Annotated in this window: 10 protein-coding genes and 1 pseudogene; 7 read left to right on the top strand and 4 right to left on the bottom strand. The window is 45.5% G+C overall.

From position 1 onward, the window contains the following. The first annotated feature begins 160 nt into the window (after nt 1-160). The 3 genes and pseudogenes from QQZ12_RS07945 to QQZ12_RS07935 form a co-directional block, all read left to right on the top strand. Nucleotides 161-1951 carry a M3 family oligoendopeptidase gene (locus tag QQZ12_RS07945; RefSeq protein WP_284724231.1) on the top strand — a complete coding sequence of 597 codons (1791 nt, stop codon included), beginning with the start codon at nt 161-163 and terminating at the stop codon, nt 1949-1951. A 78-nt stretch (nt 1952-2029) separates the two neighbouring features. Beyond that, nucleotides 2030-2632, top strand: coding sequence for a dienelactone hydrolase family protein (locus QQZ12_RS07940; protein WP_284724230.1), 603 nt, complete (start codon nt 2030-2032; stop codon nt 2630-2632). Nucleotides 2633-2935: 303 nt separating this feature from the next. Beyond that, nucleotides 2936-4297: pseudogene (locus QQZ12_RS07935) on the top strand (alpha-amylase family glycosyl hydrolase); the annotation flags it as partial. 88 nt (nt 4298-4385) lie between these two features. On the opposite strand, the gene QQZ12_RS07930 reads toward QQZ12_RS07935, so the two are convergent. Together QQZ12_RS07930 and QQZ12_RS07925 are read right to left on the bottom strand one after the other, a co-directional pair. Continuing rightward, on the bottom strand, nt 4386-5087 hold the full coding sequence (locus tag QQZ12_RS07930) for a hypothetical protein (protein ID WP_284724229.1): 702 nt from the start codon (nt 5085-5087) through the stop codon (nt 4386-4388). Between the two features lie 13 nt (nt 5088-5100). Then, nucleotides 5101-5610: a matrixin family metalloprotease gene (locus QQZ12_RS07925; RefSeq protein ID WP_102992434.1), complete on the bottom strand. Its 510-nt coding sequence runs from the start codon at nt 5608-5610 to the stop codon at nt 5101-5103. A 323-nt stretch (nt 5611-5933) separates the two neighbouring features. Between QQZ12_RS07925 and QQZ12_RS07920 the strand changes: the two genes are divergently transcribed. Then, nucleotides 5934-6422 carry an NUDIX hydrolase gene (locus QQZ12_RS07920; protein ID WP_189319041.1) on the top strand — a complete coding sequence of 163 codons (489 nt, stop codon included), beginning with the start codon at nt 5934-5936 and terminating at the stop codon, nt 6420-6422. Nucleotides 6423-6680: 258 nt separating this feature from the next. Here the strand turns inward: QQZ12_RS07920 and QQZ12_RS07915 are convergent, their stop codons facing one another. Together QQZ12_RS07915 and QQZ12_RS07910 are read right to left on the bottom strand one after the other, a co-directional pair. Further along, nucleotides 6681-7970 carry a nucleobase:cation symporter-2 family protein gene (locus tag QQZ12_RS07915; protein ID WP_102992436.1) on the bottom strand — a complete coding sequence of 430 codons (1290 nt, stop codon included), beginning with the start codon at nt 7968-7970 and terminating at the stop codon, nt 6681-6683. 246 nt (nt 7971-8216) lie between these two features. Then, nucleotides 8217-9056, bottom strand: a complete 840-nt coding sequence (locus QQZ12_RS07910) for a CPBP family intramembrane glutamic endopeptidase (RefSeq protein WP_189319042.1) — start codon at nt 9054-9056, stop codon at nt 8217-8219. A 550-nt stretch (nt 9057-9606) separates the two neighbouring features. Between QQZ12_RS07910 and QQZ12_RS07905 the strand changes: the two genes are divergently transcribed. The 3 genes from QQZ12_RS07905 (at nt 9607) to QQZ12_RS07895 (ending at nt 13516) form a co-directional block, all read left to right on the top strand. Next, a complete protein-coding gene (locus QQZ12_RS07905) occupies nt 9607-10125 on the top strand; it encodes a hypothetical protein (protein WP_102992438.1) in 519 nt (172 codons plus the stop codon). Nucleotides 10126-10161: 36 nt separating this feature from the next. Then, nucleotides 10162-11481, top strand: coding sequence for a VWA domain-containing protein (locus tag QQZ12_RS07900; protein WP_102992439.1), 1320 nt, complete (start codon nt 10162-10164; stop codon nt 11479-11481). 766 nt (nt 11482-12247) lie between these two features. Further along, a complete protein-coding gene (locus QQZ12_RS07895) occupies nt 12248-13516 on the top strand; it encodes an MFS transporter (RefSeq protein WP_102992440.1) in 1269 nt (422 codons plus the stop codon). Nucleotides 13517-13552: the final 36 nt, after the last annotated feature.

The raw sequence follows: 13552 nt of genomic DNA, 5'->3' as shown, positions 1-13552 counted from the left end.
TTATAAACAAATATGAATTATTAAACAAGTTTGCCACACAAACAAAATGATGAAAAATTATGGACGCATTCCAGGTGATTTTGCTTGAAGTGCTTGAACATTCCAGCATACAATTTATTTGAAGTCATCCCCAAAGGGGAAATATTGAAAACAAGGGTGAATGCAATTGTCAGCAACCTATTCGCAGACATGGGATTTGGAAAACATTTTCAGCGGCGGAAGCGAGTCATCCACTTTGGTACAACATCTAGAAAAGCTTGAGCATGAACTCCCTTTGTTAAAGAAATACATAGAGACGCTGGAGCCAACAGCCTCTTTGGCTTCGTGGGTTGATGCTATTCAACCGTTGCAGAAGTTGGGCAGTGGCCTTGTGGAAGCACGGTCGTTTCTTGACTGTCTCGAGTCGCAAAATGTCAAAGATGAAAAAGCCAAGGTTTTGTCGGGCAAATTGACGCAAATCGGCGCAACCTACGAAGCGGTGATCACCGCCCTGGAAAGCAAAGTCGCTCAAGTGCCGGAATCCGATTGGCAACAACTGATGAAATCTCCTGAGCTAAATCAAGTGTCTTTCTCGCTGAACGAAATGCGCAAACGCTCGTTGGAAAAACTGCCGCCAGCACAGGAAGAGTTGGCCGGTGATTTGAGCGTGGACGGGTATCATGCTTGGTCAGAAATGTATAGCACCATTGTGGGTCGCATGCAAGTGCCATTTGAAGAAGGCGGCGAGACCAAGCTATTATCCGTTGGACAGCTGGCAAACAAAATGGCCAGTCCCGACCGGGAGGTGCGCCAGCGGGTGTTTGAGAAGTGGGAAGAGGCTTGGCGGAACGAAGCGGACCTTTGTGCCGTCACCATCAACCATCTGGCCGGTTATCGTTTGCAACTGTATAAACGCCGTCAATGGGAGAATGTGCTGAAAGAGCCACTTGACCTCAACCGGATGGAGGGGCAGACTCTCCAAACGATGTGGGATGTGGTTGCCAAAAACAAACATCGTTTGCTTCCATACATGAAGCGCAAGGCGGAAATGCTGGGAGTGGATCAGCTCAGTTGGCACGATGTGCAAGCGCCGTTGCCAGGAAATAAGCAAACGCTTTCATATGATGAAGCGGCGAAGTTCATCATTGAGCAATTTAAGCGATTCAGCCCCGATATGGCCTCGTTTGCGCAAATGGCGTTCGAAAAAAGATGGATTGAAGCCGAGGATCGCCCAGGAAAACGACCCGGCGGGTTTATGACGGATTTCCCCATAAGCGGCGAATCTCGCATTTTCATGACATTTAGCGGAACGCCGAGTTGCGTGTCCACATTGGCCCATGAGTTGGGACACGCTTACCACACGTATGTGATGAAAGACCTGCCTTTCTTGGCGCAACAATACGCCATGAATGTCGCGGAAACCGCCTCCACGTTTGCCGAAGTGATCGTGATTGATGCCGCGATCAAACAAGCGACTTCCAAAGAGGAGAAGATGGCACTTTTAGCTGATAAAATCCAATCCACGATTGCGTTTTTGATGGATATCCATTCACGCTTCCTCTTTGAAACGCGTTTTTATGAAGCGCGCAAACAAGGCCCGCTCACGCGCGACGAGTTGTGTGGATTGATGGTGGAAGCGCAGAAAGAGGGTTTCGCCGACATGTTGGCTGAATACCACCCACATTTCTGGGCTTCAAAACTTCACTTTTATGCAACGGATATGCCTTTCTACAATTTCCCATACACCTTTGGGTATTTGTTCAGTGCCGGTATTTACGCCCGCGCGTTGCAGGAAGGGGCTGGGTTTGCGACCAAATATGTCGATTTGCTTCGTGACACGGCCAGCATGACGGTGGAGGAGCTGGGCAAACGGCATCTCGGGGTTGACTTGACGCAGCCGGACTTTTGGCAGGATGCGATGGATTTGTTGATGGCTGACGTGGATGAGTTTTTGGCATTGACAGAAGCATGAGCTTAATCGCCCGGGAGGGTTTGAACCCTTCCGGGCTTTTTCGTTTGCGTCGTGCATGGCTGATCGGGGGATAGATGAATGATACGTCATAACAATGGTTCCGCTGTTGCAGTTGTCGTGTTGCATGAAATTTATGGGTTAAACCGACATGTGGAAGAAGTTTGTCTCAATTGGTCGCGGTTGGGGTACGATGTAGTGGCTCCCGATTTGTTGGCGGGCCGCGTGTATGCATATGAACAAGAAAGCGAAGCATATCGAGCCTTCATGGAAGGAGTGGGATTTGCCAAGGCGGCAGGGGATGTGCGAGTGTTGCTGGATGAATTACGGACAACCCACACCCAAGTGTTTGTCGTCGGTTACAGTATCGGGGCGACTATCGGGTGGATTGTTGCTAAGCAGGGGGGAATGGATGGTTTGGTCGGATACTATGGATCGCGCATTCGGGATTATGTCGATGTGCCTCCCCGTTGCCCGGCCATGCTGTTTTTTCCTGAAAAAGAAGCTTCATTTGATGTGACCCGGCTACGGGATGAACTGAGTGCAATGGACGGTGTGCAAGTTAGACTATTTCCGGGAGAGCATGGATTTGCTGATCCTTTCTCCGGCCGGTGCGCAACATTGAGCGCCAAAGAGGCAGATGGGCTTAGTATCTCTTTTATATGGGGTCTCCAACAGGGATGAGGGTGTTGTGTGATGGGTAAAGTCGCAGGGAGTTCTTCCCTGCGATTATTCATTAATTTAATAAATCTAACCGACTGTTGAATTAGATTGTGGTGAGGGGTAAACTGATAGTAAATAGTGCAAACGATTTCACAAGGTATATAGAGGGATAAGCGGCTATTTTTATGTATTTTTTTGAAAGCGTTTGCGCAATTAGAAATGAAGGGGAGAGGATGCATGAAAAAGGGAGCTTTGCTCAGTGGGTTGGTGTGTTTATTGGCGACTGTGCTGATGTTTGCTTCTACCGTACCCACGGCCGTGGCGCTTTCTCCTGCGGATTGGCAAGAGAAAAGCATCTATTTCATTATGACCGACCGGTTTGATAATGGCGACCCCAGCAATGACAATTATGGCGGTTTTAACGCTGACAAAAGCGATCCGCGCAAGTATCACGGTGGGGATTTTCAAGGGATTATCAATCGCTTGGACTACATCAAGAATATGGGATTCACGGCCATTTGGATCACTCCAGTCACGATGCAAAAGAGCGCCAATGCGTATCATGGTTATTGGACCTATGATTTTTATAGTGTAGATGGGCATCTGGGTTCCATGGCTAAGTTACAAGAATTGGTGCGGGCGGCGCATGCAAAAGGGATATCGGTGATGCTGGATGTGGTCGCCAATCATACGGGAGATTTCCAACCCTCGAGCTTCGCCAAAGCTCCATTTGACAAGGCAGATTGGTACCATCATTATGGCGACACCCAAGATTGGAACGATCAATGGTGGGTGGAGAATGGAGATATTGCCGGCTTGGATGATTTAAACCAAGATAATCCAGCAGTGGCAGCGGAATTGAAGAATTGGATCGCATGGCTTGTGCAAACGACCGGAGTGGACGGGTTGCGCGTTGATACGGTGAAACACGTTCCAAAGTGGTTCTGGCGCGAATTTGACGGGGCAGCCAATACCTTTACCCTTGGCGAAGTGTTTCATGGGGACCCCGCATATGTGGGCGATTACACCAACTATTTGGATGCGGTGCTCGATTTCCCGATGTACTACACCATCAAAAATGTGTTTGGTCAAGACCAGTCGATGAGACAGATTGCGGATCGTTACGCCCAAGACTATCGATATAAAAATCCGATGACTAACGGCTTGTTTATAGACAACCATGACGTGCCGCGCTTTTTGAATGAAGCTTCAGGCAAGCCTGGCGCTTCCTGGGACAAGTGGCCGCAATTAAAAGCGGCATTGGGCTTCATGTTTACTACCCGTGGGATCCCGATTCTGTATCAAGGTACAGAGCAGGGGTTCAGCGGGGGCGCTGATCCTTACAACCGGGAAGATATGGTGTTTAACGACAAGCATGAACTCTACGGATATATCGCCAAGCTAAATTACATCCGTAACACCCATGTCGCTTTGCGCAAAGGAACACAGGCTGAAAAGTGGGTGGATGACACTTTTTACGCTTTTCAGCGTTCGCATAACGGCGATGAAGTTGTGGTAATGATCAACAATTCTTGGAACAGCCAGACGCGCACGGTGCCCAATATCGACCGAGTCGCCAATGGCGAAACCCTGTACAATCGGATGGGGACGGACAAAGTGACAGTGAACAACGGTTCGATCACTGCCACACTTGGCCCCAAAGAAGTAAAGATATTCACCAAATGAAGAAATCCCGGCGGGGTTCGGGATTGGTGTTTCAAAGTGAAATGGACAAAAAAAGCAAAGGGCTCATGGAAGCCCTTTGCTTTTTTATTTATTCTGTTGGTGATCCACCCAGTGCACTGAGCACCTCGGATAGCTTCCGGCCGCTGATTTGATCGGGATAGGATGTGGCGAAGTTTTCGAAATGAACCAAGACTTCTTCGCGTTTTCCTTCCACTGCGTCCTGAATCATGCTACGTTGGCTCAGCAGAGAGGGATGCGGCTTGACGAGGGAGACCGTTTGGTTGTTGTGGATCTCCAGGATGTATGGGAAAAATGGGATCCCATAGTAGTCAGTGTTTTTAATCGGTGTCAAAAATAACATGTATGATTTCCCGAATTCTGGCTTGATATAGTTAGGGTCGGTCACTGACAACTTATCTTGGGAGTCCAGATTGGCCAGTTCCTTGGTTTTGGGAATGTTGACACGGATGATGGACTCTTGGCTAATGGCTCCTTTGATGATTTGATCGGCTTTGAATTGATATAATTCCCCTTCATGATAGACCGTGTTGGATGCTAAGCCGGGATTGTTGAGATCGCGAGCAGAATTGATCTTGCGCTCCATTTTCACAAATTTCCCCACCACGATGACCTCGGATTGGTTCTTCATTTCTTCAAGGTTATAGGCTGCATGTAGTGAGCCATGGACGCGGATCACTTGGGGATCGGTGTCAAAGAATTGGATGCCGATGAAGAAAGCGGCAACAGCGATGGATATGAATGCGGCTATATTCAGCCAGGTTTTATGCATGGTCTCCCCTCCATCAGTAGATATAGTTGATGCCTTTGATATCGTCTGCTTGCGGGACGGAAACGTTGGGCGTGTATTTGTACATCAGTGTGGTGGTATAGTTGTTGTCGTCCAGACCCAATACATGTCCCAACTCATGGCCAGCGATCTTGACTGACTTTTCGTATGTAGTTGTATATTCATGGTTCAACTTAGTTACCCAATAATCGATGCAGCTGTCTTCACCTGCTGAATAGCCGGTGTAGCCATTCCAGCCATCAGCCTCCCGGTAAGAATCGATCACGCCGCTAGCGGTGTTGTTGCCGACAAAGTTCCGGTAAGATTGGGCGGCGGCCCAGTTTTTCATCGCTTGGGTGGCACCCGTTTGATGATTGTAAGAGATGGAGCCGCCCCACCGGAAATAGACGGGGTTGGTGCATTGCTTTTTGCCGGTCACCGAAAATGCGAATACGTTTGAACTATATAGCGCGGCAGTGGTTAAGCCTGTACAAATCGCAAGGAGAATGCCCCAAAATTTATTCATGGTCGTTACTCCCTTCCATGTAGTCTTGAGAAAGCGTATATTATTAATAATATAGAAGATTGGTAGTTAAAGTCTATGATTTGGTTTTAAATATTTACATATTTTTAAATGTAATTGTTATAAAAGATGGGATTTCGATGATGTGTGGAATACCTCGCCCATAGGAAAGACGGATTGCAGTTCCGCTTTTTTGTTTCGTCATGTGGGAGTATCCATGGGGCGGAGGGTTGTTTGTGCTGTATTTTTAACGATGCCACCTTGATTCTAGTGGAGGCATATACAAGTTTGTTATGGAGAGATTTGGTAGGAGAGGTGAAAATCGCATGATCATACGCGAGGCGGCCAGAATTGTGTTGTTGAATGAGCAGAATCGCTTGTTGCTTTTCAAAATGGAAGACCGACTTATCAAAAGTGAAGAGAATCCGGATGGCAGACCGGTTTGGTTTACCGCAGGTGGTGGATTGGAGGAAGGTGAGACATTTGCCGCCGCCGCAAAACGGGAATTGTGGGAAGAAACTGGGTTGGTAAATGTGGACTGGGGGCCGTTTATCTGGATCAGGGAAGTGGACTTAGAGTTCAAAGGCGTGCCCACTCGATTTGTTGAGCATTATCGTCTCGCTTACGCAAAAGGAGTGAATATTCGACTGGATCACTTGACTGCGGAGGAGCAATTGGGTTACTTGACTCATCATTGGTGGAGTGTTGACGAATTGAAGCAGACAGAGGAATTGGTGTTTCCAAAACGGCTGGGGGAATTGCTAGAGCCGATTTTGAATGGAAACATCCCAACAGCCCCGATCAAGATTAAATGATCTGGTCACCTTTCATTATAAACTGGTTTGCAATGCATATCTTTAACAGAAGAAAAATTACGCCTCATCTTTCTACGAAGAGAATCTTGCCAATAAGTGAGGTGTTCATTTATACCATCGCAACGAGCGTGCTCATTTCTTCCTGATGAAGACGCCTATCGTGGTGAGCTGTTCGCATTTGGCGCGTGGAAAAAAAGCCTCTGCCCTGTGGTTTCGTGACACAAGACAGAGGCTTCGTTTTATTAGCGAGTTGGCATTTTACACCGCTTCGGCGGCTGAGGGTTTCGCCTGTTTGTTGAAGATGATGTTCAACACGATGGCGGTTAAGCTACCCAAGACAATGCCATTTTCGACGACAACGCGGATCATGTCAGGTAGTTCTTTGAAGATGGCTGGAACGACGGAAGTTCCCAATCCCATTCCCACCGAACACGCCACGATCAGCAAATTTTGGGTTTGTTTAAAGTCGATGGTAGCCAGGGCCCGAATGCCGGAAACGATGACCATACCAAACATGGGGATCATAGCTCCGCCGAGAACAGCGTTAGGGATGATGGTGGTTACCGCTGCCACTTTCGGCAATAACCCCAATACGATGAGGATGATGCCGGCCGCGATGACCACGGCGCGCGATTTCACTTTGCTCAGTGCTACCAGCCCCACGTTTTGCGAGAAACTGGTATAAGGGAACGAGTTGAATAGTCCGCCGATCATGATGGCCATGCCTTCAGCGCGCAGTCCTTTTTTAACGCGTTCTCCTTCCAATTTTTCGTCGCATATGTCGGCCAGCGCCATGAAAACCCCAGTCGATTCAATCATGCTGACGATCGCGACCAAAGACATGGTGATAATAGAAGACACATGGAATTCGGGCACACCGAAATAAAAAGGTTGCACGATTCGGAACCAGCTCGCGTCCGCAACATGGCTCAAGTCCACCAAACCCATGAACCAAGCGGTAATCGTACCGATGACCATGGCGAGCAGAACGGAAATGGATTGAATGAATCCTTTGCCAAACCGATTGAGCAAGATGACGGTGAGAAGCGTTAGCAGTCCCAGGAACAGGTTTTCCCACTGCCCGAAAGTGGGGGAGCCTTGCCCTCCGGCCATATTGTTCATGGCGACAGGAATCAGGGACACACCGATCGTGGTAATGACCGATCCGATCACCACAGGAGGAAACAAACGCATAATATGATTAAAAAATTGCGCGATCAGGGTAACGATCAAGCCAGAAGCGATGATGGATCCATAAATGGCGGGCAAGCCTTCCAATTGCCCGATGGTGATCATTGGTGGCACGGCGGTAAAGGTGCAGCCCAAGATGACGGGAAGTTTGACGCCGAAATAACGGCCGCCGATCACTTGCAAGAGTGAGGCGATGCCGCAGGTGAATAAATCAATCGAAATCAAATAAGCCAATTGTTCGGGATTCATCTTCAGCGCCCCGCCGACAATCAAGGGCACAACCACCGCCCCAGCATACATAGCTAAGACGTGTTGAAATCCAAGAAAGGAAATCTTCCATCCATTTAATTTACCCATGAGGAACCTCCATTGACTATTTCCGAATAATATAGTCTATATAATAGCATATCGTTCAGTTTTTGTGGATAGGAAATAAATATTGGAAAGATTGGGTGATTGGGCAGACGAACAATCGCTGGAGGGATGTCCGGTACATAAGGGGTGTGATCGGGATGTTCGCTTGTACCTGACATATTGAAATATATGAACAAAAACCTGGCGTCTCAATGCGCCGGGTTTTTGTTCGGCGAAGATAGGGAAAAATTAAGCGTCGCGGTATGCCCTGCAGTTTTTATCGGACTTTATGAAGCGCCAGCCAATGGCAAAAGCCATGAGCAATGACAAGACCAGTCCCATGATTCCTTCTCCATTTTGGAAAAAGATATCCCCAGTAATAATGCCTTGCTTATTGGTATAAATGTTGCCGAGGAACGCTGGATTAAACATATTCCAAACCCAATGTAGTAACACGACCGGGAGCAAGGCCCCAGATAGGTAATAAGCATGTGAAAATGCGAATGAAAAGAAGAACGCGGTGAGAGCTTGCACTAGGCTCACCGCCACCGGATTGCCGATCCCGGTGGATTTGGCGAGCAGGAACACCAGGGGAATGTGATAAAGCGCCCATACAAGCCCTGCAAGAATCGTCGCTTTAAATTTTCCCCAAGATGAGGTGAAATGCATTAACAAGAAGCCTCTCCAACCATATTCCTCTCCCCAGAAAATAGGGAAATCCAACAAAAAATAAAGTGGGAACATATGAAGGGATTGGATAAATGATGAAAGTGAGGTCGGATTCGCCGATCCATTTCCGCAAAATAAGGAAAAAACGGACAAAGCGCCAATAAAGAGTAAGGGATAATAAATCGCGAAGAAGACCGCTTTGGCATTGCAATTTTTAACGATGGACAACATCTCGCCCCACAGTGATTTTTTATACGCCCACATTTGAAAGCAGAGGGCGATAACCGCAGGGGTGATCATCACGTAAATCATATTTTCCACGGTGCTTTGGTACCCACCAGTGTAATAAGACACGCCCCCGATCGCCCATGAAACCAGTAAAACGACCGCAATATAAAGATAAGCAAAGCTGATGCGCATGTTGGAGTGATTCACGGTCATTCCTCCCAAGGCAGTTTAGTTGAGCAAAATATCGCCTTAACTTTATTTTTTAAGTAGACTATTGATTCCATTGTTCTATAGTGATAAATTTATTTTTTATTTTAATTATACTAAATATAACGTAAAAATAATGTTGGTTTCATTATTTTAGTATTTATGTTTCTCACACAGAGTTGTCTTTTGGGATGAAGCTACTTAGGTACTACGACATCCAAAATACTATGGGATGTTTTTGTTTCGTTTGACAGTATAACGGGAAGTAAGCCGTGAATACTAAAATGCGTTATTTTTACTTAACACTTTAAGAGAACAAGCGTGTGGATGATTGTCAAAAGCATCTGTTCTTTACTCTGATATCAATATAGAAGGTTTATTGAATGTAATTAAAGGGGCCTGATTTGGCTACGTATTATAGGAATAATGAAGAAATTGTGAGTTTAATAGGGAATTTGTGGACGTACTGATGAATATTGATTAAAATTGAATATGTTTATAAAATTACATATTCATTGAATAGGAGGTTTTGTTTTTGAAACGTTTTCTCACACTAATACTTGTACTTACTGTTTCATTATTGGCTGGATGCGGAAGTAAAGAGAATGAGAACAATTCGGAAACTAGTAAAGTAAAGGAAGAGCAAAAATCGGAAGGGACAGCAAGTACAGTAGATGCTGTAGAACCCAATCAAGCTCATAAAGAAATTGAGTTCAAAGGTATCAACTGGATCATGGGTGCTCCGGATCCTGAACCCACTGCAGGAATTTGGGTCTACAACAAAGATAAGCATCCCTCCAGTTTGGACAACCAAGATTGGGATCATGAAGATATGCTTTATGTCCAAGCAAGCAAAAAATACAAACATCAACAGATTACAATTAAAAAGCTTCAGGTTATTGAGAATGATGTCGTTAAAATTATTGTTGCTTGGGAGAAGGATATTGGTAGAGAATTGCCACCACGGGATTATGTCACGGTTGAAACTGGCGCACTAGATGGAAAGAAGTTCATTGTTGAAGACATGGATGGTCAAAAAGTGGATATTAAATAAGAACCCTAGGAGAAGTCTTTAAAATTGGAGGGAACTATGAGAAATAAGCTACTTCTCTGCTTGCTAATTGTGGGCCTTCTTATAAGCGGTTGTTCCCATTCAAGTAGCACACAACCTACTGAAAAAAAACAAGTGAACAATGAATCCAAAGACAAAGAAAATGTGAAGGTTCCCGAAGAATTAAAGGGAGTTCCATTACCTCCGGCCGGTAAATATTCAGGTGAGAAATACAATTGGGCCAAAGTTAAACAAGAACTAGATAAAATCCCGAAGAACGCTGACGGAAAAACGATTCTTAACAAGTTTTATGAGTTGGCAGCGGAGGATTACACACCTTACTTTAAGTATTTCCAAGAATTTGATACATCTATCATCAAAGTTGACAAAGGCCCCGGCGGGATGAAAAGCTTGAAACTACCAGAAGAAAAACCAGTGAACATTGTGATTTTGGTTGATTCAAGCGGCTCCATGGCGGCAAAAGTATCCGGTGGTCAAAAGATGGATTTAGCGAAACAAGCAGTTAAATCATTCGCCAAACAAATGCCCGACGGAGCCAATGTTTCACTGACTGTCTACGGCCACAAAGGTAGCAATAACGAGAAAGATAAGGCAGTTTCCTGCAATAGTATTGAAGAGGTTTACCCGCTTGGAGCCTACGATGAAAGTAAATTCAATTATGCCTTAAACAAATTTCAACCAACTGGTTATACTCCGTTGGCAGGCGCTATGAAACTAGCCAAGCAACAGCTGGCCAACCAGAGCAAAGCCGAAAATATTATTTATGTAGTGAGCGATGGAGTAGAAACCTGCGGCGGTGATCCTGTTCGAGTGGCAAAGGATCTCCACACATCCAATATTAAAGCTGTAGTAAATATCATCGGCTTTGATATTGATGATGCTGGACAAAAAGCGCTTGAAGCGGCAGCTCAGGCTGGTGGTGGCAAGTATAGCTCGGTAAATTCTAAAGTGGATCTGGAAGACTATTTTGCAAAAGAGCGGGGTCGACTTTATGATGCATGGTCTCGCTGGGCTGGAGAGCATTATGACAAGGCGTCAGATGTATCAAACAAAAAATACAAAGAGCTAGAAAAGAAGTCTGTCGAGATGTATAAAATAACAGAGAGAGAAACAATTCGTTTCTATCATATGGAAGAGTATTTAGAGAAAGAACGCGGGTTTGAATTCCGACTTCTCTATGATCATGTTGACCAAAAGTTTCGAGAGCGCGCTAACCACATCCATGACTACAACTTATATATAGCGAATAAACTTCAGAAAGTGGTTCTGGAGGAAGCCAATAAGATACAAAAAGAGGTATTGAACAAAGCAAACGAAGAACAGGATAAGCTTTATTAAAAGATATACTGTCAACTGAAGTCAATATCATGCTCTCCCTTGAACCCGATCCCATAGGTTTAAGAGGGGAGAGCATTTTTTCTCTACGGTGACATCACTTTTCAGCAAGCGCCTTTCAATAGTTAACAATACTTTTGCCTTCAGAATAAATATTGGTAGTATGATAACACTCAATTAGACTCCAATAAAACTACTCATTTATTTTTCACTTTTTATAATACATTTTGATACTACAACCTCCCTTGACTTTGACGAATTGTTACCCCAGCTTCGAATTGAAAACCAATGAATATAGATAAATTATCCATCAGATGAATAAATTGATACCTGCCCCCATGATCATATTTTGCAAAATGAAAAAAACAATAAAATTATGGTTTGACAGCAGGATCATCCCCATGTTATGATCCAAGAGTAATCAATTGGAGAAAGGTGGTATTAATCTCAAACATGGGCACTTTGTTTGTATTCTAAGTTCTCTTAATGCAAAGAGATGAATTGAATGCAGACCCTGCTTGCCGTGCATCAAGCAGGCGAAGTATGGAAGGTGACGAAGGATCGTTCATTTTCCCATACTTTGTTAAAGTGTGCCCATATTAGAGGTTAATCAACAAGTCAGATCTGCCTTTCTCAATTCGGTAATAGATCTGATTATGACCGTGGGTGCAGACTGCATTCACGGCTTTTTGCATTTAGAGACATTGCAGGAATTTCAGTGTGTTGGCAGGAGGTATGATTCATTTTGATAGAAAGGCAGGGGAAAGAAATGCAAGTGCAAGAGAAGAAGAATGCTACCCCCACGATATCCGCTTTGCTTAAAAATCGGTTTGTTCAAATCATCCTCCTATCGGAATTATTTTTGCAGATCGGTATTTGGGTACGCAATTTTGCAATATTGTTGTTTGTCATGGAGAAAACGAATGGAGATGCGTTCGCCATATCCATGATTTCAGTCGCCGAATTCGCTCCGATTTTCATTTTTTCATTTATCGGTGGAACCTTTGCCGACCGATGGCGTCCCAAACGGACGATGATCTGGTGTGATTTTTTGAGCGCTTTATCCATTTTCGCTGTTCTGTTGACACTCATGTTCGGCTCCTGGAAAGCTGTCTTTTTGGCCACATTGGTTTCGGCAATCTTGTCCCAGTTTTCCCAGCCTTCGGGCATGAAGCTGTTTAAGTTGCACGTGCCGGAAGCGTTAATTCAGATGGGGATGTCGATTTACCAAACGATATTCGCCGTGTTCATGATTTTGGGGCCTGTGCTCGGGACGTTCGTCTATCAGCATTTCGGGATCGAAATGGCTATTGGTATAATGGGTATCGCCTTTTTGCTGTCGGCCTTGGTGCTGTTGTTTTTGCCCGAAGATCGGGTGTTGGAAGAAGATAAGGCGCCGTCGTCCGTGTGGCAGGAAATGAAGGACGGCATTCGCTATGTCATGTCCAAGCGAGTGCTGACCCTGTTGGGTGGATGTTTTTTGACAGTAGGATTGGCACTGGGGTTGATTCAGCCGTTGGGGATTTTTCTGGTGACGGAACACCTGGGTCTGGCGAAAGAACAATTGCAATGGCTGATGATGGCCAACGGGTTGGGGATGATTTTGGGTGGCGGCATCGCCATGGCCTTCTCCAAGAACGTTCCACCGCAAAGGCTGCTGATGATGGGTGTTTTCTTCAATGCGGTTGGGATTGCCCTTTGCGGCTTGTCTACTGTCTTATGGCTGACACTTTTGATCGAGTTCCTGGCGGGTCTGGTATTGCCAATGATCCATATCGGGATTAATACGCTGATTTTGCAACATACGGAAACGGAGTTTGTGGGCCGGGTGAACGGAATTTTAAGCCCACTATTCACGGGAGCCATGGTGGTAACCATGAGTGTTGCCGGTTCGTTTAAAAACCTGCTATCAGTTGTGTGGATGTTTGAAATCTCGGCGTTTGTGATGTTCTTGGGAGCACTGATCATCCTTCCCATGTATCGGATGCCGGGAAATCAAACGCTTGAAGGGTCATCCTCTACGGAAGCGCATCAATAATGACATAAAGGAAAAGACCTTGGCTGATTGGGCCAA

Origin of the sequence: Laceyella tengchongensis (assembly GCF_900182735.1) — a bacterium.
Lineage (GTDB): Bacteria > Bacillota > Bacilli > Thermoactinomycetales > Thermoactinomycetaceae > Laceyella > Laceyella tengchongensis.
The sequence above is the reverse complement of the archived record's forward strand: the minus strand, read 5'-3'. Positions and strand labels throughout refer to the sequence as shown.